The sequence below is a fragment of the Amycolatopsis pretoriensis genome (assembly GCF_900107925.1).
Taxonomy (GTDB): domain Bacteria; phylum Actinomycetota; class Actinomycetes; order Mycobacteriales; family Pseudonocardiaceae; genus Amycolatopsis; species Amycolatopsis pretoriensis.
Genome location: NZ_FNUJ01000001.1, coordinates 171,065 through 194,478 on the forward strand (window position 1 = coordinate 171,065; position 23,414 = coordinate 194,478).

Genomic DNA, 23,414 nt, shown 5'->3' on the forward strand with positions numbered 1-23,414 from the left:
ATGCTCGTACACATGACTTCGCGCAACGCGGCGGCCACCCGGCAGCGGATCCTGGAGCACGCGAAACGCCAGTTCGCCCGCCACGGCTACACGGCGATCACGGTCAAGGGCGTGGCCGACGCGGCCGGCGTGTCACCCAACCTGATCACGCGCTACTTCGGCGGCAAGGACGGCCTGTTCCTCGCGGCGACCCGGGTGGAGATCCCGGTCGCGGACTCGTTCGACGGCGACCGCGCCACGCTGGGCCCGCGCCTGGCGGCGAGCATCGTCCGCCGCTGGTTCGGCGAGCCGGGCGAGGACCCGCTGCTGGTGCTGCAACGCGCCTCCGGCGAACGCCCCGAGGCGGCGGAGGCGCTGGCGGCGTTCCTGGACTCGAACTCCTTGGAGCCGTTGCACCGCTACTTGCGCGAGAGTGGTCTGGACGACGCGGAGGCCCACCGCCGTGCCGCGGCGATCGACGCGTTCGTGCTGGGCGTTTCGACGCGACGCCGGGTCCTGCGCGCCGAACTCGGCGACCCGGCCGAGCTGGAGGCGTGGCTGGGCGAGACGATCCAGCGACTGGCCGACGGGTGAGGACCCGTGGCGGCAATGGATTCCGGTCGAGCTAGCGGGCGACCACCCGGTGCCGCAGCTGTTCCAGCGTCTTGGCCAGCAACCGCGAAACCTGCATCTGCGACACGCCCACCCGCTCCGCGATCTGGCTCTGCGTCAGCTCTTCCACGAACCGCATCTCGATGATCGCGCGCTCGCGGGGTGGGAGGTCGGCCATCGCCGCTTCCAGGGTCAGGTGGTCGTCGGCCTTGGTGTACGGCGATTCGCGGTCCGCCAGCTGGTCGCCGACCGTGCCCGTGTCGCCGCCGCCGCGGGCCGGGGCGTCCAGCGACGCCGGCTTGTACGCCTCGGCCGCCAGCAGTCCTTCGCGGACCGTCTCGACGTCGATGTCCAGGTGCGCCGCCAGTTCGCTCGGGGTGGGGGAGCGGCCCAGGTCGTGGGCCAGCTCGCCGGTCGCCTTGACGAGGTTCTGCTGCAGCTCCTTCAGCGCCCGCGGGACGCGCATCGACCACGCGCTGTCGCGGAAGTGGCGGCGGACCTCGCCCATGATCGTCGGCACCGCGAAGGACAGGAAGTCCCGGCCGCGGCCGGGGTCGTAGCGGTCGACCGCGTGGATCAGGCCGGTCCGCGCGACCTGGACGAGGTCGTCGAACGACTCGCCGCGGCCGGCGAAGCGCTTGGCGATGTTCTCGGCCAAGGCGAGGTGCTCGGTGATCAGCCGGGCGCGCAGCTCGGCGTGCCGGGGATCGCCGGGCGTGAGCTCGCTGCGCTCGTCGAACAGCGGAGCGCAGTGGGCGAACTGATTGGCCCGTCGAGGCGCGGGGGTGAGCGTCGCGGCGGGTCGCTCAGGGGCTCTGACAACCATGGTGACCACTTACCCAAAGCTGTCACGATCCACACGAACCGGTGAGCCGTTGGTACATCCGGAGCAACGCACCGGATCAGCAGGTCAGCGTTCCCGCGCGCAGGGCGTGGTCGCCGTCGTCCGCGTCGTCGGCCCACACCACGGCCTTGCGGTTCGCCGCGCAGGTCGGCGCGATCGCGAAGCCCTCGTTGTTGTAGTTCGGCAGCTTCGCCGGTCGTGCGTAGGTGGCCGACACCGCGAACTTGCCGTTGACGATTTTCAAGGTCGCCGTCCTGCCGCCGCAGGTGTCGTCGCAGACCGACCAGAGGCGGCCGGCCGCCGGCTCGAACTCCAGCTCCATCACGCTCGGGAAACCGGCCGAAAACGCCGCGACGCGCGTGAAGCCGCCGCCCGCCTGGGTGAGGGCGTAGGCGTACACCATGCCTTCGTCCTCCAAGCCGACGAAGTAGAGGCCGCTGCCGTGGCCGGGATAGGCGGCCGGGTCGTACCGCGCCTTCGTGTGGTCGTCGCGGAAGCCGTTCGCGGTCAGGAACGAGTCCGGCACCCAGGTGATGCCCTCGAGCCCGCCGTTGTCGTCGACGGCGGGCAGGTCGCCGGTGAGGTCCCACTCCGCCACCGCGTTCAGCGACCCGGCCGCCGACGCGGTGTCGAACCGCAGCACCTTCAGCAGGCTGCCGTCGCCGTCGTTGTCGCGCTCGGTGGCCGCGAAGACCCCGTCGGGCGTGGCCACGACACCCTCGGCGTCCGGGTCGCCGCCGCCGTCGCGGTAGTGCAGTTCCTTCCCGGCCGGCCAGCCGGCCGCCGGGGTCCACCTGCCGCCGTCGCGGACGAGCCGGTACAGGGTGCCGGGTCCGTTCTTGACCGCCCACAGCACGTCGGGGCCGTCGAAGGAGAGCCCGCTCAGGTTCTCGCCGAAGACGCCGGCGGCGTCGGCGACCGTGACGGCGGGATCGCCGGGCCACTTCGCCGTCGCGGCGTCGGCCGTGCCCGTGGGGACGGCGAGCAGCGCGGTGAAGAGGACCGCGGGAAGCCGGGAGGGGATGCGCACGTCGTGCTCCTGGGGCCGGTGGGCGGGAGGTGGGCAACGCGGCGTCGTCAAGAACGATCTTGACGAAAGGGACTGTACCGAGCCCGCCGCCGGTGGGCAATGGGGCCGCGTTGCGCCATTCCGGGCACGACCGTGCCCTCGCCGCGGCTGACTGTCCACATCGGACTCGGCGGCGCCGCCCGGGGTTTCGACGAGGTGGTCGAATTCACCGATACTTTCGCTCCGGGCGTGCGAGCCGTTACACTCCCGTGCTGGGAGCGCTCCCAGCACGACTGTCCCACTCGGTTTCGACCAGGAGGTCGGTATGCCCCGGCGTTTTCTCCGGGCGGTCGTGGTCGGCGTGCTCGCGGCCGCCTGCGCCCTCACCCCGTCACCAGCCACCGCCACCCCGGCCCCCGCGGCCGCGCCCACGCGGATCATGGCGCTGGGCGACTCCATCACCGGCTCGCCCGGGTGCTGGCGGGCCCTGCTGTGGAAACACCTGCAGGACACCGGCCACACCGACGTCGACTTCGTCGGCACGCTGCCCCCGCAGGGCTGCGGCTTCACCTACGACGGGGAGAACGAGGGTCACGGCGGCTTCCTCGCCACCGGCATCGTGCGCGACAACCAGCTGCCCGGCTGGCTCTCGGCCACCCGGCCCGACGTCGTCCTCATGCACCTGGGCACCAACGACGTCTGGAACGGGATCGCGGCGGGCACGATCCTCGACGCCTTCACCACGCTGCTCGGCCAGATGCGGGCGAGCAACCCGGCGACCAAGCTCGTCGTCGCCAAGATCATCCCGATGAACCCGGCCAACTGCGCCGCCTGCGCGCAGCGCGTGGTCGACCTGAACAGCGCCATCCCGGGCTGGGCGCAGGCGCACTCCACAGCGGCGTCGCCGATCACCGTGGTCGACCAGTGGACCGGTTTCGACACCGCCGCCGACACGACCGATGGCGTGCACCCCAACAGCACCACGGGCATCCAGAAGATGGAGAGCCGCTGGTACCCGGCCGTCGTCGCGGCGCTGCCCGGCGCGACGGCGGCGGCCGGCCTGCACGTCAGCGGCACGCAGGTCGCCGAGGCCACCGGCGCGGCGTTCGTGATGCGCGGCGTCAACCACCCCTACGCCTGGTACCCGGCGCAGACCGGCGCGTTCGCCGACATCAAGTCCTTCGGTGCCAACACCGTCCGCGTGGTGCTCGGCAGCGGCCAGCGGTGGGGGCCGACGTCGGCGGCCGAGGTCACCGGCGTCATCGCGCTGTGCAAGCAGAACCGGCTCATCTGCGTGCTGGAAGCCCACGACACCACCGGTTACGGCGAGGAGAGCGCGGCCGCCAGCCTGGACCAGGCCGCGAGCTACTGGATCAGCGTCGCGAGCGCGCTGAAGGGCCAGGAGAACTACGTCGTCATCAACCTGGGCAACGAGCCGTTCGGCAACAACCAGCAGGTGAGCGCCACGTGGGCGAGCGCGACGAGCGCCGCGATCACCCGCTTGCGCGGTGCCGGCCTGCAGCACCTGCTGATGGCCGACGCGCCGATGTGGGGCCAGGACTGGCAGAACATCATGCGCGACAACGCGGCCTCGGTGCTCAGCGCCGATCCGCAGCACAACACGGTGTTCTCCATCCACATGTACGGCGTCTACGACACCGCCGCCGAGATCACCGGGTACTTCGACGCCTTCCGCACCGCCGGCCTGCCGCTGGTGGTGGGGGAGTTCGGGAACATGCACACCGACGGCAACCCGGACGAGGACACGATCATGGCCCAGGCGCAGGCCCGCGGCCTCGGCTACCTGGGCTGGTCGTGGAGCGGCAACAGCAGCGACGTCGGTTACCTGGACATGGTCAACTCGTTCGACCCGGCCAGTTTGACGGCGTGGGGAGAGCGCTTTCTGAACGGCGCGAACGGTGTCCGACAGACGTCGAAGGAGGCCACGATCTACGGCGGGGGCACCGCCGACACCCAGGCCCCGACCACGCCGGGCACGCCGTCCGCGTCGGCCGTCACGGCCACCGGCGCCACGCTGTCCTGGACCGCCTCGGCCGACAACGTCGGCGTCACCGGATACGACGTCCTCCGCGCGACCGGCAGCGGCACGTTCACCCAGGTCGGCACCACCGGCACGGCCACCTTCACCGACTCCGGCCTGACGGCGTCGACGACCTACCGGTACCAGGTGCGCGCCCGCGACGCGGCGGGGAACACGTCGGCGACCTCCGCGGCCGTCAGCGTGACGACCGGCGCGGGCGGCGGCACCGGGACGTGCAGGATCGGCTATTCCGCACCGCCCTGGGGTGGTGGCAACGGGTTCACCGCCGGCGTCACCATCACCAACACCGGTCCGAGCACGCTCACCGGCTGGACGCTCGCCTTCACCTACACCGCGGGCCAACGGGTGACCCCGCCCGGCTGGGGCGCGACGTTCACGCAGGCCGGCGGCGACGTCACGGCCACCAACCTGACCTGGAACGGCACCCTGGCCCCGAACGCGTCGACCAGCATCGGCTTCAACGGCACGTTCACCGGGTCGAACCCGGCGCCGGCGGCCTTCACCCTCAACGGCAGCACCTGCACGGTCGGCTGATCCGTCCACATCAGACAGGAGAAGAGCATGTACGCGCTGAGCCGCCGGCTGGTCGTGGCCGCCGTGGGTGTCCTCGTGCTGGGGCTGACCCCGGCCGTCGCGGCGGCGGAAACCCCGCCGCAGTACGACAAACTGAACCGCGGGGTCGTCAGTGTCCACACCCCGCAGGGAAACCGGGTCGGCTGGCGGCTGCTCGCCGGCGACCCGGCCGGTGTCACGTTCGCCGTCTACCGCGACGGCACCCGCGTGACGGAGACCCCGGCCGGCGGTCCGACCGGCTTCCTGGACGCCGGGGCCCCGGCGGGGGCGAAGTACACCGTCCGCGCCGTGGTCGGTGGGGTCGAACGGATGTCCGCCTTCGCCGCCGAGGAGTCGTTGACGCTCGACAGCACGGCCGCGGCGAGCACCCGGGACGTGCCCATCCAGATCCCGCCCGGCGGCACGACGCCGTCGGGGGAGAGCTACACCTACGCCGCGAACGACGCGAGCGTCGGGGACCTCGACGGCGACGGCCAGTACGAGATCGTGCTGAAGTGGGATCCGAGCAACGCCAAGGACAATTCGCAGTCCGGCTACACCGGGGACGTCTACGTCGACGCCTACCGCCTGGACGGCACCCGGCTCTGGCGGATCGACCTGGGCCGCAACGTCCGCGCCGGCGCGCACTACACGCAGTTCCAGGTCTTCGACTACGACGGCGACGGCCGCGCCGAAGTCGCGATGAAGACCGCCGACGGCACGCGCTCCGGCACGGGCCAGGTCATCGGCAGCTCGAGCGCGGACTACCGCAACTCCAGCGGCTACATCCTGTCCGGCCCGGAATACCTGACGATGTTCAACGGCCAGACCGGCGCGGCGATGTCGACGGTGAACTACGACCCGCCTCGCGGCACGGTGTCCTCGTGGGGTGACAGCTACGGCAACCGCGTCGACCGGTTCCTCGCCGGGACGGCGTACCTGGACGGCTCGCACCCGAGCCTGATCATGTCCCGCGGCTACTACACCCGCACGGTCATCGCCGCGTGGGACTTCCGCGGCGGCGCGCTGACCGAACGGTGGAAGTTCGACTCGAACTCGGCCGGCTCGCAGTACACCGGCCAGGGCGACCACCAGCTGGCCATCGCGGACGCCGACGGCGACGGCCGCGACGAGATCGTCTTCGGCGCCATGGCGATCGACGACAACGGCGCTCCACTGTGGAACACGCGGCTCGGCCACGGCGACGCGATGCACGTCGGCGACCTCATCCCGAGCCGGGCCGGCCTCGAAGAGTTCAAAGTGGACGAAGACACGTCGAAGCCCGCCGCGTGGATGGCCGACGCCAAGACCGGGCAGATCATCTGGCAGAACGCGTCCTGCTCGTGCGACAACGGCCGCGGTGTCTCCGACGACATCTACGCCGGCAGCCCCGGCGCCGAGTCGTGGTCGTCCGCGGTGTCCGGGCTGCTGAACACCAGCGGGCAGAACATCGGGCGCAAGCCGTCCTCGACGAACTTCGTCATCTGGTGGGACGGCGACGCCCAGCGCGAGCTGCTCGACGGCACCCACATCGACAAGTACGGCACCAGCGCGGACACGCGCCTGCTGACCGCGTCCGGTGTGCACGCCAACAACGGCACGAAGAACACGCCGTCGCTGCAGGCCGACCTGTTCGGCGACTGGCGCGAGGAGGTCGTCTGGCCCACGTCGGACAACCGGGCGCTGCGGATCTACTCGACCACGGACGCGACGAGCATCTCCCACGTCTCGCTGATGCAGGACCGGCAGTACCGGGAAGCCATCGCGTGGCAGAACACCGCCTACAACCAGCCGCCGCACCCGAGTTTCGCGCTCGCGAGGTGAGCGGGAACGCAAACGCCGACGTAGGCTGACGCGCCGGGGAGAGCGCGACAGTGGTGGTGCGGATGGGCGAAGCGCGGGCGGACGCCCGGGACACCGCGTGGTCACTGGCGGCCAGGGTGCTGGACGAGCTCGACGAGCTCACCGGCGCCCTGGTCGCCGTCATCGTCGAGCAGAACCCCGGCTACCAGGTGGTCGACGTCGTGCCCGACGACGACCTCTGGCGCTCCTGCCACGACAACCTCCGCCGGGTCCTGCAGCTGATCGGCCGCCCGGCCGGGACGGACGAAGACCTCTACGACGCGGCGAAGGCGACCGGCCGGCGCCGCGCGGAGCAGCAGCTCCCGCTCGACGACGTGCTGCGCTCGTTCCGCATCGGCGGCCGGCTGGTCTGGCAGGCCCTCACCGCGCAGGCCCGGGCGACCGGGTCGGTGAACAACGAAGCCATGCTCGATCTCGCGACCCGCGTGTGGGAGGTCGTCGACGCCACCTCGGCCCAGGTCGCGCTGGCCTACCACGCGGCGGAGCGCAGTTTCGTCCGCGCGGACGAGCAGCGCCGCGCGTCGCTGTGGGAGGGCCTGCTGCAGGGCCGGGCCGCCGACGCGGGCTTCGCCTACGAGGCCGGCCGCGCCCTGCGCCTGCCCATCTCGGGGCCCTACGTCGTCGTGGCGGCCGCGGGTCCCGGCGACGCCGCCTTCGCCGAGCCGCTCGGCACCGCGCTGGAAGACCTCGGCTCGGCGTCGGCCTGGCAGTCGCGCGCGGACGTGCTCGTCGGCCTCGTGTCCCTGCCGGGCCGGGAGGTGTCCGGCGCCGTCGCCGCGATCGCGTCCGTGCTCACCCTGCCGGCCGGGGTGTCGCTGGTCGTCGACGGGCTGGCGGCCGTGCACACGGCCTACCGGCAGGCGGTGCTGGCGATGCGGACGGTCCCGCCGGGCCGCGTCGAGGTCGTCTGCCTGGCCGAACGGCTGCCCGAAGCCCTGCTGCTCTCCTCGCCGGAACTGACCGAATCGCTGCAGCAGGACTGGCTCGGCGGGCTGCTGGACCTGCGGACGGCCGAGCGCGGCCCGCTGCTGGAAACCCTGGCGACGTGGGTGCGCACCGGCGGCTCGGCGACCCGCTCGGCGCAGGCACTGCACTGCCACCGCAACACCGTGCTCAACCGGATCCACCGGCTCGAGGAGCTGACCGGCCGGTCGCTGACCGGCGGCGAACTGGCCCTGGAGCTCGCGCTCGTCGTCCGGGCGCTGCCGTTCCTCCCGCCACCGCGCGTGCCCTGACCGGTACCCGCTGTGCACACTGCACAACGACACTAGGCCAAATGTAGGCACTCAGATCCTTCATTCGGCGGCGTGATGTGTGTAACACTCCGGCTCGCGCTCTCCCACACCGTCGTTCGAGAGGTCCCAGCCGCTCATGCCCGAACAAGACCCCGCCGCGCCGCCACCCGGGTCCGAGCCGCGCTCCATGGCCCGCCGCCGGTTCCTCGGTTTCGTGCTGGCCGCGCCCACGCTCGCCGTCGCCGCCCAGATCGGCGGCTCCGAACTGGCCCCGCGCGAAGCCGACGCCGCGATCCCGTCGCTGCCCCAGCCCGAGGACATCTTCGACCTCGGCGACCTGCAGAACCTCGCCGCGCTGCCGACGTCCGGCCTGATCAGCGTGCAGATCGGCGCCGACGGCCGGGCCGCGTTCGCCGTGCCGCGCACCGAGGTCGGCCAGGGCATGACCACCGCGGTGGCGATGATGATCGCCGAAGAGCTCGACCTCCCGCTGGACAAGATCGACGTCACGCTCGCCGACGCCCGGCCCGAGCTGCTGATGAACCAGCTGACCGGCGGCTCCAACTCGATGCGCAGCATCTACACGCCGGTCCGGACGGCGTCGGCGATCGCCCGGCAGCGGCTGCTGGCCGCGGCCGCCGCCAAGTGGAGCGTGCCGGTGTCGCAGCTGACGACGTCCGGCGGCGTCGTGCGCGGGTCCGGGGGCCGCACGGCGAGCTACGGCTCGCTGGCGAAGGCGGCCGCGTCCGCGACGACGATCAGCGTGACCGCGACGCTCAAGGCGCGGTCGGACTTCAAGGTCCTCGGCACCCCGCAGAACCGCCTCGACGCGCATGCGTCGGTCACCGGCACCAAGCAGTTCACCCTCGACCTGGACGTGCCGGACGCGCTGCCGACCATGGTCGCGCGGCCGCCGACGATCAACGGGACCCCGCGCGCGATCCTCAACGCCGCCGAGGTCAAGGCGATGCCGGGGATCACCGACGTCGCCGCGATCGCGCACGGCGTCGCGGTGCGCGGCCGCACGTTCGGCCAGTGCATCGACGCGATCCGCGCGTTGAAGGTGACCTGGGGCGCGGGCACGGTCGACGGCGAATCCGACGCCACCGTGCTCAAGAAGCTCAAGGCCGCGCAGCTGCCGATGGCCGTGCCGGGCCTGCTCGACCAGTACATCGACGCGGAGTTCACCTTCGCCGCGGCCAGCAACAGCCCGCTCGAAACGGGGGCCGCGATCGCCGACGTCCGCGCCGACCGCGCGGAGATCTGGTCGTGCCTCAAGGTGCCGATCGTCGCCCAGGAGGAGATCGCCAAGCTGCTGGGGATGCCGCAGGACGCCGTCACGGTGCACGTCACCCAGGGCGGCGGGTCGTTCGGCCGGCACCTCTTCCACGACGCGGCCGCCGAAGCGGCGGAGGCGTCGCAGAAGATGGGCAAGCCGGTCAAGCTGATGTGGTCGCGCACCGACGACTTCCGGCAGGGCCGCATCCACCCGATGTGCGTGTCGCGCGTGCGGGCGACCTACCTGCTCGGCAACGTCGTCAGCTTCGAGCAGCGCCACACGAGCGTGCAGACGGAGTTCAGCCACGGGCTGGGCGAGATGATCACCTCGACCGCCGCGAAGCTCCCGATCGCGGGCAACCTCAGCTTCGCCGAGTCGATCTTCCTGCTGAGCCAGTCGTCGCCGTACAACTTCGGCGTCACCACCCAGCTGCTCAACGAGATCCCGCTGAAGTTCAACACCGGCAGCATGCGCAACATCTACTCGCCCAACGTGGTCACCGCCGAAGAGCTCGTCGTCGACCAGCTGGCGAAGAAGTTCGGCAAGGACCCGGTCGCGTTCCGCCGCGAGTTCCTCAAGGACGACCGGCTGCGCGCGGTGCTGGACAAGGCGGTCCAGGTCGGGAACTGGGGCCGGTCGCTGCCCGCCGGGGTGGCGCAGGGGATCGCGCTGCACTCGGAATACCGCGGCGCGGTGGCGGTGCTGGTCGAGATCGACTGCCGGCCGGCGACGGTCAACCGGCCGATCCGCGACGGCGTCACCGGTCCGCGCGTGACGAAGGCGCTGGTCGTCGTCGACCCCGGCTTCGCGATCAACCCGCGTGGCCTGGAGGCGCAGATGATCGGCGGCCTCAACGACGGCATCGCGATGTGCCTGACGTCGAGCATCCACATCAAGGACGGCCTGCCGCTGGAAGGCAGCTGGGACAACTACTTCTACACGCGCGAGTGGAACACCCCGCCCGAGACGCAGGTCGTCGTCATGCCGAACACGTCGTCCAGCCCCAGCGGCGCGGGCGAGCTGGCGGTGGCGCCGTCGTTCGCCGCCGTGGCCTGCGCGTACGCGCGTGCGGTGGGCAAGATGCCGACCTCGTTCCCGATCAACCACGGCACGCTCTCCTTCGAGCCGCTGCCGGTGCAGCCGTCCACGCCGCCGTCGCCCACCGACGGCCTTGACCACGCCTACTAGGAGCCCGTCGTGCCGCAACAAACCCTGAAGATCAACGGCAAGGTGGTCACGGTCGACGCCGACGACGACCTGCGGCTGCTGTGGGTCCTGCGCGACCTGCTGGGCATCAAAGGCCCGAAGTACGGCTGCGGGCTCGACGTCTGCAAGGCGTGCACCAGCCACATCAACGGCAAGGCGTTCAACCCGTGCTCGGTCCGGGTGGCCGACATCAAGGAGTCCGACGAGATCACGACGATCGAGGGCCTGCCGGCGACGGTGGGCCAGGACCTGCACCCGATGCAGGAGGCGTGGCTGGAGTTCGACGTCGCCCAGTGCGGCTACTGCCAGCCGGGCCAGATCATGGCGGCGGTCGCGAAGGTCCGCCAGGCCCGGGCGGCGGGCCGGGAGATCACGGACGCGGACCTGGACGAGATCCGCAACATCTGCCGCTGCGGGACCTACGCGCGGATCCGCGAGGCGGTGAAGGCGGGAGCGGAGAAGATGTGACGCCGGTCGCCGCCCGGCACGCGTGATCAGGGCCTCACCCGGGGGCGGGCGGCGCCGGGTGAGCCGTGGCGTTCCTCTAGCGTGGGGCGGATTCTGCCGCTCCGCCCCACGTCTGGATGCCTGTGCCCTCCCTGCTTCCCGCCCGGCCGGCCTGGCTGTCGCCGAAGGTCGCGCGCACCGAGGTGCTCGCCGGCCTGGTCGTCGCGCTCGCGCTGATCCCCGAAGCGATCTCCTTCTCGATCATCGCCGGGGTCGACCCGAGCATCGGCCTGTTCGCCTCCTTCACCATGGCCGTCGTGATCTCGGTCGCGGGCGGCCGCGCGGCGATGATCTCCGCGGCCACCGGCGCGATCGCGCTCGTCGTCGCGCCGCTCGCGCGCGAGCACGGCCTCGGCTACCTCGTCGCGACCGTGATCCTCGGCGGGCTCTTCCAGATCGTGCTCGGTTCCCTCGGCGTCGCGAAGCTGATGCGGTTCGTGCCGCGCAGCGTCATGGTCGGGTTCGTCAACGCGCTCGCCATCCTGATCTTCCTGGCCCAGGTCCCCGCGCTGATCGACGTGCCGTGGCCGGTCTACCCGCTCTTCGCCGCCGGCCTGCTGATCATGGTGTTCTTCCCCAAGCTCACCCGGGCGGTGCCCGCGCCGCTGGTGGCCATCGTGGCGCTCACCGCGCTGACGATCGCCGCCGGCATCAGCGTCCCGACGGTCGGGGACAAGGGTGCGCTGCCGTCGTCGCTGCCGGTCCCGGGCCTGCCGGACGTCCCGTTCACCTGGGACACCCTGACGCTGCTCGCGCCCTACGCGCTCGCGTTCGCCCTCGTCGGGCTGATGGAGTCGCTGATGACCGCCAAGCTCGTCGACGACCTCACCGACACGCGCTCGAACAAGACCCGCGAGGCGATCGGGCAGGGCATCGCCAACGTCGTCACCGGGATCTTCGGCGGCATGGGCGGCTGCGCGATGATCGGCCAGACGATGATCAACGTCCGGACCGCCGGCGCCCGCACCCGGCTCTCGACGTTCCTCGCGGGGACGTTCCTGATGGTCCTGTGCCTCGTGTTCGGCCCGGTCGTCTCCGACATCCCGATGGCCGCGCTGGTCGCGGTGATGGTGCTGGTCGCCTTCGGCACTTTCGACTGGCACAGCATCGCCCCGGCCACGCTCAAGCGGATGCCCGCGGGCGAGCTCACCGTCATGGTCGTGACGGTCGCGATCGTGGTGGCCACCGGCAACCTCGCGATCGGCGTGGTCGTCGGCAGCATCACGGCGGTGGTCATCTTCGCCCGCCGCGTCGCGCGGTCGGTCGACGTCACCGCGGCCACCGACCCGGACGGCACCCAGGTCGTCTACGCGGTGACCGGCGAGCTGTTCTTCGCCTCCAGCAACGACCTCGTCTCCCGGTTCGACTACGCCGGCGACCCGGACAGCGTCGTCATCGACCTCACCGGCGCCCGCATCTGGGACGCCTCCACCGTCGCCACCCTCGACGCGGTCACTGCGAAGTACGCGAGCCGCGGCAAGTCCGTGGAGATCGCCGGGCTCGACCGGCGCAGCGCGTCCGTGCACGGCAGGCTCTCCGGGGAACTCACCGGGAGCCACTGACCGGCGCGGGGTCGATGCCCAGCAGCTCGACGAAGGCCGTCGCCGCCGGGGTCGGGTTCGTCTCCGCCCAGATCACGTACTCCACCCGGGCCGGGGCGTCGGTGATCTCGATCGTCACCACGCCCGCCAGCTGGGGGGCGTACCCCGACGGCAGCATCGCCACCCCCAGCCCGGGGCCGACCAGGCGCGGCACGTAGTCCGCGCTCGTCACCTCGTACGCCACCTCGCGGTCGAGGCCCGCGGCCGCGAACGCCTGGTCGGACTGCGCGCGTCCGGCCGTGCCCGGTGGGAGGTCGACGAACACCTCCGCCGCCAGGCGCTTGAGGCTGACGGCCGGTTCGCCGGCGAGGGGGTGGTCCGGGGCCACCACCGCGATCAGGTGCCCGCGGGCCAGCTCGCGGACCGCGACGCCGCGCGGGGTCTGCGTCGTGGGCAGGCCGAGGAACGCCACGTCGAGGCTGCCGTCGCGGACCTGCTCGATCAGGTCGTCGCTCGCCCCGACCCGCAGGCTGATGCGCACCTGGGCGTACCGGTCGTGGAACTCGCGGATCGCGGCCGGGACGTCGGCCGCGGTGACCGTCGGGATCAGGCCGACCGCCAGCCGCCCGCGCACTTCGCCGATCGCCGCCGCGACCTCGGCCGCCGCCCGCTCCGCCGCGGCCAGGCACTGACGTGCCGCCGGCAGGAACGCCTCGCCCGCCGGGGTCAGCCGCACCCGGCGGCTCGTCCGCTCGAACAGCCGCGCGCCGAGCTCGCGCTCGAGCCGCGCGACCTGGTGGCTCAGCGCCGACTGGACGACCAGGCACCGCTCGGCGGCCCGGGTGAAGCTGGTCGTTTCGGCGATCGCGACGACGTACCGCAGCTGCTGGAGTTCCACCCATCCATCTTGAACCACGATCGCTGCGGTGACGAACATGTGTTGGACTCATCGATCGGCGACCGGTGGAATCGACGTATGACCAGTCAGCTCCAGCGCGCGGAACCCCGCCGCGTGGACCTCCCGCGCATCGCGCTCACCGCGGCGGCTCCCGCCGTGTGGGGCACCACCTACCTCGTCACCACCGAGTTCCTCCCCGCCGGCCACCCGCTCTTCGCCGGCCTCCTGCGCGCGCTGCCCGCCGGGCTCATCGCGCTGGCCCTGACCCGGACGCTGCCGCGCGGCGCCTGGTGGGGCAAGGCCGCCGTGCTCGGCGTGCTCAACATCGGCCTCTTCCTGCCGCTGCTGTTCGTCGCCGCGCAGCGCCTGCCCGGCGGTGTCGCCGCGACGCTCGGGGCCGCGCAGCCGCTCGTCGTCGCCGTCCTGTCCGTGCCGCTGCTGCGCGAACGCCTGTCCGGGTGGCGGCTCGGCTGGGGCGTGGCGGGCATGGCGGGTGTCGGCCTGGTCGTGCTCGGCCCGGCGGCGGCGTTCGACGGCGCCGGCGTCGCGGCGGGCCTCGGCGGCGCCGCCACGATGGCGCTCGGCGTGACGCTGACCAAACGCTGGGGACGGCCGGCAGGCGTCGGTCCGGCCGCGTTCGCCGGCTGGCAGCTCACCGCGGGCGGGCTCTTCCTCCTGCCGCTCACGGCTTTCCTCGAAGGCGCGCCGCCACCGATCGACGGCCGGGCGGCGCTCGGCTACCTCTGGCTGGGCCTGATCGGCGGCCTGCTGACCTACTCGCTGTGGTTCCGCGGCGTGACGACGCTGCCGGTCGCGTCGGTGGCCCTGCTGGGGCTGTTGTCCCCGCTGGTCGCGGCGCTGCTCGGCGCGGTCGTGCTGGGCCAGACCCTCGGCTCGGTCCAGCTCGCCGGGTTCGCGCTCGCCCTGGCCGCGCTCGTCGCCGGCCAGCTCTCCGGTCCGTCCGTCCGGAAAGGACAGTCGCGATGAAGATCGCCGTGGTGGGTGCCGCCGGCATGGTCGGCTCCCGCGTCCTCTCCGAAGCCGCTCGGCGCGGCCATGACCTGCTCGCGGTCCTGCGGGCGCGGCGCCCGGCCGTGCAGCTCGCCGGGTTCGTGCTCGCCCTGGCCGCGCTGGTCGCCGGCCAGCTCTCCGGCCCGTCCGTCCGGAAAGGACAGTCTCGATGAAGATCGCCGTGGTGGGTGCCGCCGGCATGGTCGGCTCCCGCGTCCTCTCCGAAGCCGCGAGGCGCGGCCATGACCTGCTCGCGGTCCTGCGGGCGCGGCGCCCGGCCGTGCAGCTCGCCGGGGTTCGCGCTCGCCCTGGCCGCGCTCGTCGCCGGCCAGCTCTCCGGTCCGTCCGTCCGGAAAGGACAGTCCCGATGAAGATCGCCGTGGTTGGTGCCGCCGGCATGGTCGGTTCTCGTGTCCTCGCTGAAGCCGCGAGGCGTGGCCATGACCTGCTCGCGATCCTGCGGACGCGGCGTCCGGCCGTCCTGCCGCCCGGCGTCGGCACCGCCGAAGCCGACGCGAGCGACAGCCTCCGGATGGCCACGCTGTTCGCGGGCACCGACACGGTCGTGGCCGCGGCCCGTCCCGCACCGGGGCAGGAGCACACCGTCGGCGCCATGACGACGGCGCTGCTCGACGCGGCCGCGACGGCGGGCACCCGTGTCCTCGTCGTCGGCGGCGCGGGCCCGCTGCACGTCCCCGGCGGCGGGCTCGTCCTCGACGACCCGCGGTACGTCCCGCCCGAGTACCGCGCCATCGCCGGCGCGAGCGCCGCGCAGCTGGCCGTCTGCCGGGCGCACCCGGCCGCCGACTGGGTCTACCTGAGCCCGCCCGCGCTCCTCGAGCCCGGCGCCCGGACCGGCGGCTACCGCCGCGGCACGACGACGCTGCTGACCCGGCCCGACGGCACGTCCGCCATCTCGGCCGAAGACCTCGCGACGGCGGTCGTCGACGAGCTCGAAGACGCCGGTGCGGACCGGCACTTCACGGTCGGCTACTGACCTTGGTCTCGCACCGCACCTGCGGCGCCGCCTCGGTCCCGGACGCGACGCAGTCGACGCCCTGGCCCGGCCCGGGAACGGGGTAGGCGAAGACGGTCGGCGCGTCGCTGTCCCGGCCGGCGGCGAACTTGATGACCGTCGGCTGCCACGAACCGGTGCCGTGCAGGACTTTCGAGTAGTACGCGGTGTGCGGGCCGATGGTGGTGCCCATGCCTTCGCCGTCGGCGTTCAGCTCGTGCACGGTCAGCACGTAGTCCCCGGCGGTGTACTTGCCCTGGCCCTCGTGCCCGGCCTCGGCCGGGGTCGCGCTGACGACCTCGGGCGCGACCGGGTCGGCGGCGGTGGCGATGACGGTGGCCCCGATCGCCACCACCGCGGCCCCGGCGGCGACCGAAATGACCCCGATCCTCCTGGCGGTGAAGTCCATGACGATCAAGCTAGGCGGGGGCGCGGGCCACCACCTCGGCCGAAGGGACAGCGGATCTCGTCCTTTCGGCCGAGGTCGGGGTCAGGGGCCGAGGAGCTCGTAGGTCAGCAGGGCCAGGGCGGTCCCGACCGTGCGCGTGCCGATCAGCCGGGCGGGCTTGACGGCCGCCGGGAAGAGCCGCGCGCCCGTGCCGGCCACGAACGGGTAGACCATCAGCCGCAGCTCGTCGGCCAGGTCGTGCTCGATCAGCGGGCGGACCAGCTTTCCGCTGCCGTACACGACGATTTCCCCGCTCACCTCCTCCTTCAGCCGCGTGACCTCCTTGACGACGTCGCCCGCCAGGACCGTCGCCTCGCCCCAGCCGTCGTCGACGGCGGTGGAGGAGACGACGTACTTCGGCAGGGCGCGCAACCGGTCCGCCCACTCACCGGTGCGGGACGCCCAGCCCCGGTTCAGGAAGTACGTGTGCGTCCGCCGGCCCATCAAGAGGGCCGAGGCCTCCACCGCCTCCGCGTATTCGGCCTCGGCCCAGGCCGCGCGGTCGTCTTCGCCGATCCGGGTGAACCAGCTGACCGACCCCTCGTCGCCGGTCGGGTCTTCGATGACCCCGTCGAGCGTGATGTTCTCGCTGATGATCAGTTTTCCCATGCCGGGGCAGACGCCGTGACGACCGGAAAGGGGTCGGCCGCCCCCTTCGCGTCCCTCGCGGCGTCCGTACAGGATGGAAGCGCGAGCAGGGAGACGAGGCCGGATGGGAACCGAACTGATCGGGCGGGCGCGGGCCGGCGACGGCGAGGCGTTCCGCGCGCTGACCGAGCCGCACCACCGCGAGCTGCAGGTGCACTGCTACCGGATGCTCGGCTCGTTCCAGGACGCCGAGGACGCCCTGCAGGACACGTTGCTCTCCGCCTGGCGGGGTCTCGGCGGCTTCGACGGCCGCGCGTCGATCCGCACCTGGCTGTACCGGATCGCCACCAACCGCTGCCTCAGCGCGCTGCGCGCGGCCGGGAGGCGCCCGGCGAAGGCGTGGGACATCCCCGGCGTCGAACCACCCGAACCGACGCGGCTCGGCGAAGTCGTCTGGCTCGAGCCCTTTCCCGACGCGCTGCTGCCCGCACCGCCGGGTCCGGAGGCGCGGTACGAGCAGCGCGAGTCGGTCTCGCTGGCGTTCGTGACGGCGCTGCAGCTCCTGCCGCCGCGTCAGCTGGCCGTGCTGGTGCTGCGAGACGTACTCGGGTTCCCGGCGGGTGAGGTCGCCGGGATGCTGGACACGACGGTCGACTCGGTGAAGAGCGCCCTGAAGCGGGCGCGGGCCGGCCTGCGGCGCCGGGAACCGGGTGTGCCGGCGCCCTCGCCGGGGTCTCCGGCGGAGGACGCGGTGGTGGCGAACTTCGTGCGGGCGTGGGAAAGCGCCGACATCGACGCGCTGGTCGGTCTGCTGACCGACGACGTGTTCCTGGCGATGCCGCCGCTGCCGTTCGAGTACGAGGGCCGGGACGTCGCGGCCCGTTTCTGCGCCGGGCTGTTCGACGCGGGCCGCCGGTTCTCGCTCGTCCCGGCGCGCGCCAACGGCCAGCCGGCGTTCGGGGCCTATCTGCGCACGTCGTCCGGCAGCCGGCACGGCACGGGGCTGTACGTCCTCACCCTGGCCGGCGACCGCATCCGCGCCATGACCCGCTTCGAGAACAGCGTGCTCCCGGCGTTCGGCCTGCCGCGGTCGCTGCCGGGCTGAGCGCTCACCCCGGCAGCGTGGCCGGCAGCCCGAACGCCGGGAAGAGCGTTTCGTCCAGGAACACGACGATCCGGCCGATGCCGCCACCCCCGGCCTCCAGGACGTGGATGCCGTGGCCGGCGAACGAGCCGTCCGCCCGCTTCCGGTACGTGCCCGCCGCCGGGAACCCGTTCGCGCTGGTCGGCAGCGCCCGGCGGGGCGAGGAGAAGATCCGGCGCGTGTGGTGCTCCAGGACGGCGTCGCGGCCGTGGAACCACACCGCGATCGGCGGCATCTGGTACTCGACGTCCGATCGCAGCAGCGCCGCCAGGCCCGCCGTGTCCGCGTCCTCGAACGCCTTCAGGTAGCGCCGCAGGACCTCGTCGTCGAGCGCCGGGTCCGGCAGCACGTCGTCCTGGACCGGCTGGTCGGCGGCCAGCGCCGCCCGGGCGCGCTGCAGGGCGCTGCGGGCCGCCGTGGTCGTCGTGCCCAGCGTCGCGGCCGCCTCCGCGAGGCGGAAGCCGGCGACCTCCACGAGCATCAGCACCGCCCGCTGCCGCGGCGGCAGCCGCTGGAACGCCGCCACCACGGCGAGGCGCGTGCTGTCGCGCAGCACGGCCAGGTCGGCGGGATCGTCCCCGGCGGTCGGCAACGGCTCCAGCCACGACACCGTGTCGATCTTCGGCAGCGCCCCGGCGGTCTCGCTCCCCGCGCCGAGCCCGGACGGCAGCACCCGCCGCCGCGCGCTCTTCAGCACGTTGAGGCACGCGTTCGTGGCGATCCGGTACAGCCAGGTGCGGATCGACGAGCGTCCTTCGAAGCCGTCGAACGCCTGCCACGCGCGCAGCATCGTGTCCTGCACCAGGTCTTCGGCGTCCTGGAACGAGCCCAGCAGCCGGTAGCAGTGGGCGAGCAGCTCGCCGCGGTACGGGGCCGCCAGCCGCCAGAAGTCCTCGTCGGACATCGGGTCCTCCTTGTCCATTCCCGTACGGACAACCCGGCGGCCTCGGATGCACCGGTGCCTTCCCCGATCGTGACCACCGCGCCGCTCAGGCCGGGACGACGTGCACGACGACCGCGGTCGCGTTGTCCCGGCCGCCCGCTTCTTCGGTGTCGGCCAGGAGCCGGGCGACCTTCCGGGCGGGCGACGCCGGTCCGGCGAGGATTTCCCGCACCCGCCGGTAGGGCACCTGGTCGGTGACCCCGTCGGTGCACAGCAGCAGGACGTCGCCCGGGCGCGGCGCGAGGTTGAGCACGTCCGGCTCGGGGTGCGCGGGGTGGCCGATGTAGCGGGTCAGCTGGTAGCGGGCCGCGTGCGCTTCGGGGGAGTCGAACGGGTACCAGCCGTTGACCGCGCCGAGCCACGCCATGGTGTGGTCGGTCGTCAGCTGCTCCAGCAGCCCGTCGCGCAGGCGGTAGCAGCGGGAGTCGCCGATCTGCGTGAGCCACAGGCCGGCGCCGGACGCCACCAGCGCGGTCAGGGTGCAGCCCGTCAGGTCGCCGATCCGCCGGCCGGCCGCGCCGACCCGCGCCTGGGCTTCGGCGACCGCTTCGCGCAGCAGCGGGGGAGCGACGGCTTCCCCGGCCGCGCGGATCCGGTCCACGAACACCTCGACGGCGGTCCGGCCCGCCACGCGGCTGCCCTCGCCGTCGCCCATCCCGTCGGCCAGCACCGCGAGCAGTGGCTCCTCGTCGAGGTGCACGACGTCGAAGTTGGCCGGGTACCGCTCGCCGGTGACGCTCCCGGCGGCCGCGCGGAGGACGTGTTCGGTCATGCCCGCATGATGCCCGATCCAGGTGAACGGGTGAATGGTAACCGCCGATCACGCAGAGAAACATGCGCGGCCGGCGCACCGGAAATGCCATCACCGCATTTCAGGGACCTCGCCGAAAATTCCGGACAACCGATCGACCGTCGATCGTGATCAATGAACGGAGATTTGCCGGTGAATTTATTTCGGTTACACCAACGATCCTATTTCACCCGATCGTGTAAATGCACGGGACGACCATCCGCCGCGGATAGGCGTGCAGTGATGATGGCGGTAGGGTCCCCGGCGACAGAGCAACTCGAACGGCTGATCGCTGCCTCCCGGGCCGATCGGCCGCTGTCGAAAGAAAGCAAAGAGAGAATTGGACTTCGACGCACTGGCCGCTGAACTGCGCAATCTCCGGGACAGCGTCGCCGGGGTGACCGGCACGGTGCTCGCGGCGGTCGACGGGATACCGATCATCGCCGACGCGGACGACTACATCGATCCGGCGAAGATCTCCGCGCTCGCCGCCGCCGATCTCGGAATCGCGCGCCAGGCCGCCGAAATGACCGGGAAGGGCACGCTGAGCCAGACCGTCGTGTTCGGCAGCGACGGCTACATGGCCGTCTACGCCGTCGGACGGCTGGCGCTGATGGTCGTCCTGGGGGACAAGGGCCTGAACGTCGGGCGCCTGCTCTTCGAATCCCGGCCGGTCATCGAGCGGATCGGCACGATCCTGGCCGCGTAGCGAACAAGCCTGTCACAACGGAAAGGTTGCTGCATGATGATGAACATCGACACCGCGTTGAAGGAAGCCATGTCGATCACCGGCGCCGTGGGCGTCGCCCTGGTCGACTACGAAAGCGGGATGTCGCTCGGCACCAGCGGTGGCGGCGACTGGCTCGACCTGGAGGTCGCCGCCGCGGGCAACACCGAGGTGGTGCGGTCGAAGCTGCGGGTGATGTCGTCGCTCGCGCTCAACGACAGCATCGAGGACATCCTGATCACGTTGCACCGCCAGTACCACCTGATCCGGCTGATGAACTCCTCGCGCAACTCCCTGTTCCTGTACCTGGTGCTGGACCGGGAACGGGCGAACCTGGCCCTGGCCCGCCACTACCTCAAGCGCATCGAAGCCGACCTGCAGGTGTAGCCCGGAAGGAGAGGAGACGATGACCGGAGGCGGCTCCCGCGCCGCACTCGTCATCGGCTCGGCGTTGATGCACGACCTCGGGTCCCTGTTCCCGGTGGCGATGACCCTCGCCGGCGAGGAACTGGCGTTCACGTTCGTGTCGTCCTGCCCCTCGCCCGACGCCGTCGAGGAGTGGGTCCGGTTGCGGTCGGGTGCCGTCGTGGCCGACCGCGTGCTCCGCTTCCACGTCGACGCGGACCGGCGGCGGATCCGCGTCGAACTGGCCGGCTCGCCGGTCCGGGCCCTCGTCGTGCTCGCGGACGAGGTCACGGCGGCTTCGGTGAACGCCCCGCGCCTCGGCCGCTGGCAGGACCAGATGCCCTGCACGCTGCAGGTCGCGATGGACGAGCTCGCGCGGGTGCTCTCGCGCTGCCACCACCGCGCCGGCGGCGCCGAGCCGCTGATCGACCTCGACCTCGCCTACCGGCCGGACCGCGAGTACGAGATCCGCCTGGCGGGGGCGCACGAACGGGTGCGGCCCTTCATCGCCCCGGTCCGCCCGGTGCTGGCGATGCGCTGGCGTTCGACGACCTCGGCGCAGCGCAAGGCGTTCCTCGACGAACTGCCGGACGGGACGGCCGCCCGCGGCTGGCTCCGCCGGCGGCGCACGGTCCGGCTCATGGGCCTGGAGATGGAGGTGTCGCCCTGAACGCCGTGGCAGAGTGACGGGCATGCGGATCAGCGAAGACGACTACCTGTGGTTCGCCGGCCGCGCCCTCGACGGGATGACGGCGATCCTCGCGGACCTCGGCGACGAGCGGGCCAACCGCCGGCCACCGCTGCCGGGGGCGAACACGCCCTACGCGATCGTGACGCACTGCTTGGGGGTGCTCGAGTTCTGGATCGGCGCCCTGGTCGCCGGCCGCGCGGTGGAGCGCGACCGGGACGCCGAGTTCACGGCGTCGGGACCGGTGGCCGGGTTGGTTTCGCGCGTCGAGGCGGCGAAGGAGCAGCTGCGCGCCGACCTCGCGGTGTCCGAGCCGACGAAGCCCCTGCGCGCGCCGGCCCCGCCGAAGTACGCGGACACCCCGGCGGGCCGGACGCAGGGCGGGGCGCTGCAGCACGTGTTCGAGGAACTGGCCCAGCACCACGGCCAGCTCGAGCTGACCCGCGACATCCTGCGCTAGAGCCGGCCGGCGAGCGTCTCCGCCAGGGTGGTGTAGACGTCGGCGCGGTGTTTGCGCAGGTGGATCACCGCGATCCGGTCCTGGCCGTGGCTGCGCTTGCCGGTCGCGACGAGCTCCGCGTCACCGGCCATGTCGCAGAAGAAGGCGCCGTCGCCGACGCCGGGGAGCACGGTCACCGGTCCGGTGCAGTCCCTTTTGCCGTCGGCGAGCGCGGCGGTGCTGATCCAGAGGTCGAGCAGCCAGGGGGAGACGTACTTGCCTTCGTACCGGCATTGGAATTGCGTGCCGGGAGGGAAAGCGGGGTCCGGGGGCTGCTCGGTCATGATGATGTCTTCGCTCGTTTCGAGGATTCGTTGCAGTTCCGTGGTGCCGAGGAAGGGGCAGGCGCGGACGACGATCGCGGGCGACGCGGGTGGGGTGAACGGCGGCGGGGCGGCCTTTTTGGCCGTGGCGACCGGGAGGGTCGCCGAGGGAGCGTCCGGCGCAGGTGGTGTCGGGGTCGAGGTCGAGCACGCGGTGCACAGCACGGTCATGACGGCCACGAGGGCGGCGCCGGATCTCCCCATTTCGCCAATTTAGCCCGGAATCGGCGCGGCCGGGTGATATGCGGGAAGCCGATCAGCCCGGGTTCTGCGGCACGGCTGGGTGGTGGGCGGCTCGGCTTCGGTCTGGGTGGGTTTTGCGGCGCTGGGCTGGATGTGGGAGGCCGATGAGGCTGGGCTCCGCGGCGTGGCTGGGTGGTGGGCAGCTCGGCTTTGGCCTGGCCGGGTTTCGCGGCGCTGGGCCGGATGTGGGAGGCCGATCAGGCTGGGCTCCGCGGTGCGCTCGGGCGGGATGCGGTAACTCGGCTTCGGTCGGGGCGGGTTCCGCGGCGCCGGACCGAAAGCAGCAAGCCGATCAGGCCGGGTCCCGCCGGCGCGCCCAGGGCGGGGATGCGGCATCTCAACTTCGGTCTGGCCGGGTTCCTCCAGCGCGCCCGGGCCGGATGCGGCAACCCGATCAAGCCGGATTCCGTGGCGCGGCCGGGTCGCTGCCTGCCAGCTCCGCCGGGTCGAAGTCCAGCGGCTGCCACCGGAACACCCCCGCCCCTTGCGCATACGCCAGGTGCCCACCCAGTGCGCCGCCCGCGCTCGCTGCCGTCAAGCCGAGGGCGCTCAACAGCCTCCCTCGCACCACGCGGCCGCGGCGGCGGGCCGCGTACGACGCCCCGAACAGCGCGATCGCCACCGCGTTGCTCGCCGCGTGGACCAAGCCCACCCGGCGTTGCCGCACGTCGAGGTCCGCGTAGTCGGCCAGCCCGAGCACGATCGCCGGTGGGGTCGCCAGCAACCCCGCCGCCACCAGCCGGCGCGCCTCCTCTTGGCGCCCGGGCAGCAAGTCGAACGCCGCCGCGCAGAGCCAGGCGCCGATCGGGACCGTGACGGCGATCGGGTGCAACGGGTGACCCAGCCAGCGTCCGCGCAGCACCTTGCCGACCGTGCTCGCCGCGGGGCCGCGCAGGCGCCGGGTCAGCTCGGCCGCCGGGGCGTCGAGGGCCTCGGCGTGCTCGACCGCGTGCAGGGCCCGGTGAGGTGCGGGGGAGTTCATGCCCCGCGGCTACCCCGTCCG

24 protein-coding genes are annotated in these 23,414 nt (G+C 72.4%); 15 read left to right on the plus strand and 9 right to left on the minus strand.

The window, feature by feature from the left end; all coding sequences use genetic code 11:
* Positions 1–12: 12 nt before the first annotated feature.
* Complete coding sequence (locus BLV96_RS00780) at positions 13–573, plus strand: TetR/AcrR family transcriptional regulator (RefSeq protein ID WP_086676360.1); 561 nt, start codon at positions 13–15, stop codon at positions 571–573.
* A 31-nt stretch (positions 574–604) separates the two neighbouring features.
* Here BLV96_RS00780 and BLV96_RS00785 read toward each other — a convergent pair whose 3' ends face one another.
* Both BLV96_RS00785 and BLV96_RS00790 read right to left on the minus strand, forming a co-directional pair.
* Positions 605–1,417, minus strand: coding sequence for a SigB/SigF/SigG family RNA polymerase sigma factor (locus BLV96_RS00785; RefSeq protein WP_086676473.1), 813 nt, complete (start codon positions 1,415–1,417; stop codon positions 605–607).
* A 76-nt stretch (positions 1,418–1,493) separates the two neighbouring features.
* Positions 1,494–2,465 (minus strand): SdiA-regulated/phytase-like domain-containing protein, encoded by a 972-nt coding sequence (locus BLV96_RS00790; RefSeq protein WP_086676358.1) that lies wholly within the window; start codon positions 2,463–2,465, stop codon positions 1,494–1,496.
* Positions 2,466–2,769: 304 nt separating this feature from the next.
* Here BLV96_RS00790 and BLV96_RS00795 point away from each other — a divergent pair, with 304 nt between their 5' ends.
* The 6 genes from BLV96_RS00795 (at position 2,770) to BLV96_RS00820 (ending at position 12,710) form a co-directional block, all read left to right on the plus strand.
* Positions 2,770–5,040 carry a cellulase family glycosylhydrolase gene (locus tag BLV96_RS00795; RefSeq protein WP_086678679.1) on the plus strand — a complete coding sequence of 757 codons (2,271 nt, stop codon included), beginning with the start codon at positions 2,770–2,772 and terminating at the stop codon, positions 5,038–5,040.
* Positions 5,041–5,067: 27 nt separating this feature from the next.
* Complete coding sequence (locus BLV96_RS00800; RefSeq protein WP_086678678.1) at positions 5,068–6,882, plus strand: rhamnogalacturonan lyase; 1,815 nt, start codon at positions 5,068–5,070, stop codon at positions 6,880–6,882.
* A 62-nt stretch (positions 6,883–6,944) separates the two neighbouring features.
* Positions 6,945–8,156 carry a PucR family transcriptional regulator gene (locus tag BLV96_RS00805; protein WP_091388637.1) on the plus strand — a complete coding sequence of 404 codons (1,212 nt, stop codon included), beginning with the start codon at positions 6,945–6,947 and terminating at the stop codon, positions 8,154–8,156.
* A 136-nt stretch (positions 8,157–8,292) separates the two neighbouring features.
* Positions 8,293–10,623: a molybdopterin cofactor-binding domain-containing protein gene (locus BLV96_RS00810; RefSeq protein ID WP_086678676.1), complete on the plus strand. Its 2,331-nt coding sequence runs from the start codon at positions 8,293–8,295 to the stop codon at positions 10,621–10,623.
* A gap of 9 nt (positions 10,624–10,632) precedes the next feature.
* A complete protein-coding gene (locus BLV96_RS00815; protein ID WP_086678675.1) occupies positions 10,633–11,109 on the plus strand; it encodes a (2Fe-2S)-binding protein in 477 nt (158 codons plus the stop codon).
* A 116-nt stretch (positions 11,110–11,225) separates the two neighbouring features.
* Complete coding sequence (locus BLV96_RS00820) at positions 11,226–12,710, plus strand: SulP family inorganic anion transporter (RefSeq protein WP_091388639.1); 1,485 nt, start codon at positions 11,226–11,228, stop codon at positions 12,708–12,710.
* On the opposite strand, the gene BLV96_RS00825 is transcribed toward BLV96_RS00820, so the two are convergent.
* On the minus strand, positions 12,694–13,587 hold the full coding sequence (locus tag BLV96_RS00825; RefSeq protein WP_208608097.1) for a LysR family transcriptional regulator: 894 nt from the start codon (positions 13,585–13,587) through the stop codon (positions 12,694–12,696). The two genes, BLV96_RS00820 and BLV96_RS00825, sit on opposite strands and share 17 nt — an antisense overlap.
* A gap of 78 nt (positions 13,588–13,665) precedes the next feature.
* Between BLV96_RS00825 and BLV96_RS00830 the strand changes: the two genes are divergently transcribed.
* The 3 genes from BLV96_RS00830 to BLV96_RS00840 all read left to right on the plus strand — a co-directional run bounded on the left by BLV96_RS00830 (position 13,666) and on the right by BLV96_RS00840 (position 15,595).
* Positions 13,666–14,574: an EamA family transporter gene (locus BLV96_RS00830; protein WP_086674362.1), complete on the plus strand. Its 909-nt coding sequence runs from the start codon at positions 13,666–13,668 to the stop codon at positions 14,572–14,574.
* Complete coding sequence (locus BLV96_RS50235; RefSeq protein ID WP_086674361.1) at positions 14,571–14,771, plus strand: NAD-dependent epimerase/dehydratase family protein; 201 nt, start codon at positions 14,571–14,573, stop codon at positions 14,769–14,771. The genes BLV96_RS00830 and BLV96_RS50235 overlap by 4 nt, the downstream gene beginning before the upstream one ends.
* A 194-nt stretch (positions 14,772–14,965) precedes the next feature.
* Positions 14,966–15,595 (plus strand): NAD(P)-dependent oxidoreductase, encoded by a 630-nt coding sequence (locus tag BLV96_RS00840; protein ID WP_086674360.1) that lies wholly within the window; start codon positions 14,966–14,968, stop codon positions 15,593–15,595.
* Here the strand turns inward: BLV96_RS00840 and BLV96_RS00845 are convergent.
* The gene (locus tag BLV96_RS00845) at positions 15,579–16,022 is read right to left on the minus strand and encodes a hypothetical protein (RefSeq protein ID WP_086674359.1); all 444 of its coding nucleotides are present in this window, start codon (positions 16,020–16,022) and stop codon (positions 15,579–15,581) included. The genes BLV96_RS00840 and BLV96_RS00845 overlap by 17 nt on opposite strands.
* An 81-nt stretch (positions 16,023–16,103) precedes the next feature.
* Positions 16,104–16,670, minus strand: coding sequence for a dihydrofolate reductase family protein (locus BLV96_RS00850; RefSeq protein WP_086674358.1), 567 nt, complete (start codon positions 16,668–16,670; stop codon positions 16,104–16,106).
* A 103-nt stretch (positions 16,671–16,773) separates the two neighbouring features.
* Here BLV96_RS00850 and BLV96_RS00855 point away from each other — a divergent pair, with 103 nt between their 5' ends.
* Positions 16,774–17,754, plus strand: a complete 981-nt coding sequence (locus tag BLV96_RS00855) for a sigma-70 family RNA polymerase sigma factor (protein WP_086674357.1) — start codon at positions 16,774–16,776, stop codon at positions 17,752–17,754.
* Positions 17,755–17,758: 4 nt separating this feature from the next.
* Here the strand turns inward: BLV96_RS00855 and BLV96_RS00860 are convergent, their stop codons facing one another.
* Together BLV96_RS00860 and BLV96_RS00865 are read right to left on the minus strand one after the other, a co-directional pair.
* Positions 17,759–18,715, minus strand: a complete 957-nt coding sequence (locus BLV96_RS00860; RefSeq protein ID WP_086674356.1) for an RNA polymerase subunit sigma-70 — start codon at positions 18,713–18,715, stop codon at positions 17,759–17,761.
* A gap of 67 nt (positions 18,716–18,782) precedes the next feature.
* Positions 18,783–19,508 carry a PP2C family protein-serine/threonine phosphatase gene (locus BLV96_RS00865; RefSeq protein WP_086674355.1) on the minus strand — a complete coding sequence of 242 codons (726 nt, stop codon included), beginning with the start codon at positions 19,506–19,508 and terminating at the stop codon, positions 18,783–18,785.
* Positions 19,509–19,866: 358 nt separating this feature from the next.
* On the opposite strand from BLV96_RS00865, the gene BLV96_RS00870 reads away from it, so the two are divergent.
* Genes BLV96_RS00870 through BLV96_RS00885 form a run of 4 tightly spaced genes read left to right on the plus strand, consistent with a single transcriptional unit; the run spans position 19,867 to position 21,806 of the window.
* Complete coding sequence (locus BLV96_RS00870; protein WP_086674354.1) at positions 19,867–20,235, plus strand: roadblock/LC7 domain-containing protein; 369 nt, start codon at positions 19,867–19,869, stop codon at positions 20,233–20,235.
* Between the two features lie 39 nt (positions 20,236–20,274).
* Positions 20,275–20,640 (plus strand): hypothetical protein, encoded by a 366-nt coding sequence (locus tag BLV96_RS00875; protein ID WP_167379542.1) that lies wholly within the window; start codon positions 20,275–20,277, stop codon positions 20,638–20,640.
* 19 nt (positions 20,641–20,659) lie between these two features.
* A complete protein-coding gene (locus tag BLV96_RS00880) occupies positions 20,660–21,328 on the plus strand; it encodes a hypothetical protein (protein ID WP_086674353.1) in 669 nt (222 codons plus the stop codon).
* Between the two features lie 22 nt (positions 21,329–21,350).
* Positions 21,351–21,806 (plus strand): mycothiol transferase, encoded by a 456-nt coding sequence (locus BLV96_RS00885; RefSeq protein ID WP_208608098.1) that lies wholly within the window; start codon positions 21,351–21,353, stop codon positions 21,804–21,806.
* Here BLV96_RS00885 and BLV96_RS00890 read toward each other — a convergent pair.
* Both BLV96_RS00890 and BLV96_RS00895 read right to left on the minus strand, forming a co-directional pair.
* Positions 21,803–22,372, minus strand: coding sequence for a hypothetical protein (locus BLV96_RS00890; RefSeq protein WP_086674352.1), 570 nt, complete (start codon positions 22,370–22,372; stop codon positions 21,803–21,805). The two genes, BLV96_RS00885 and BLV96_RS00890, sit on opposite strands and share 4 nt — an antisense overlap.
* Positions 22,373–22,805: 433 nt before the next feature.
* Positions 22,806–23,393 (minus strand): DUF2231 domain-containing protein, encoded by a 588-nt coding sequence (locus tag BLV96_RS00895; RefSeq protein ID WP_086674351.1) that lies wholly within the window; start codon positions 23,391–23,393, stop codon positions 22,806–22,808.
* Positions 23,394–23,414: the final 21 nt, after the last annotated feature.

What these genes read in the sequence shown, in the direction of transcription:
- BLV96_RS00780 (WP_086676360.1), top strand. Translation starts at nt 13, where the DNA reads ATGACTTCGCGCAACGCGGCGGCCACCCGGCAGCGGATCCTGGAGCAC.
- BLV96_RS00785 (WP_086676473.1), bottom strand. Translation starts at nt 1,417, where the DNA reads ATGGTTGTCAGAGCCCCTGAGCGACCCGCCGCGACGCTCACCCCCGCG.
- BLV96_RS00795 (WP_086678679.1), top strand. Translation starts at nt 2,770, where the DNA reads ATGCCCCGGCGTTTTCTCCGGGCGGTCGTGGTCGGCGTGCTCGCGGCC.
- BLV96_RS00800 (WP_086678678.1), top strand. Translation starts at nt 5,068, where the DNA reads ATGTACGCGCTGAGCCGCCGGCTGGTCGTGGCCGCCGTGGGTGTCCTC.
- BLV96_RS00805 (WP_091388637.1), top strand. Translation starts at nt 6,945, where the DNA reads ATGGGCGAAGCGCGGGCGGACGCCCGGGACACCGCGTGGTCACTGGCG.
- BLV96_RS00810 (WP_086678676.1), top strand. Translation starts at nt 8,293, where the DNA reads ATGCCCGAACAAGACCCCGCCGCGCCGCCACCCGGGTCCGAGCCGCGC.
- BLV96_RS00820 (WP_091388639.1), top strand. Translation starts at nt 11,226, where the DNA reads ATGCCTGTGCCCTCCCTGCTTCCCGCCCGGCCGGCCTGGCTGTCGCCG.
- BLV96_RS00830 (WP_086674362.1), top strand. Translation starts at nt 13,666, where the DNA reads ATGACCAGTCAGCTCCAGCGCGCGGAACCCCGCCGCGTGGACCTCCCG.
- BLV96_RS50235 (WP_086674361.1), top strand. Translation starts at nt 14,571, where the DNA reads ATGAAGATCGCCGTGGTGGGTGCCGCCGGCATGGTCGGCTCCCGCGTC.
- BLV96_RS00840 (WP_086674360.1), top strand. Translation starts at nt 14,966, where the DNA reads ATGAAGATCGCCGTGGTTGGTGCCGCCGGCATGGTCGGTTCTCGTGTC.
- BLV96_RS00845 (WP_086674359.1), bottom strand. Translation starts at nt 16,022, where the DNA reads ATGGACTTCACCGCCAGGAGGATCGGGGTCATTTCGGTCGCCGCCGGG.
- BLV96_RS00850 (WP_086674358.1), bottom strand. Translation starts at nt 16,670, where the DNA reads ATGGGAAAACTGATCATCAGCGAGAACATCACGCTCGACGGGGTCATC.
- BLV96_RS00855 (WP_086674357.1), top strand. Translation starts at nt 16,774, where the DNA reads ATGGGAACCGAACTGATCGGGCGGGCGCGGGCCGGCGACGGCGAGGCG.
- BLV96_RS00860 (WP_086674356.1), bottom strand. Translation starts at nt 18,715, where the DNA reads ATGGACAAGGAGGACCCGATGTCCGACGAGGACTTCTGGCGGCTGGCG.
- BLV96_RS00865 (WP_086674355.1), bottom strand. Translation starts at nt 19,508, where the DNA reads ATGACCGAACACGTCCTCCGCGCGGCCGCCGGGAGCGTCACCGGCGAG.
- BLV96_RS00875 (WP_167379542.1), top strand. Translation starts at nt 20,275, where the DNA reads ATGAACATCGACACCGCGTTGAAGGAAGCCATGTCGATCACCGGCGCC.
- BLV96_RS00880 (WP_086674353.1), top strand. Translation starts at nt 20,660, where the DNA reads ATGACCGGAGGCGGCTCCCGCGCCGCACTCGTCATCGGCTCGGCGTTG.
- BLV96_RS00885 (WP_208608098.1), top strand. Translation starts at nt 21,351, where the DNA reads ATGCGGATCAGCGAAGACGACTACCTGTGGTTCGCCGGCCGCGCCCTC.
- BLV96_RS00890 (WP_086674352.1), bottom strand. Translation starts at nt 22,372, where the DNA reads ATGGGGAGATCCGGCGCCGCCCTCGTGGCCGTCATGACCGTGCTGTGC.
- BLV96_RS00895 (WP_086674351.1), bottom strand. Translation starts at nt 23,393, where the DNA reads ATGAACTCCCCCGCACCTCACCGGGCCCTGCACGCGGTCGAGCACGCC.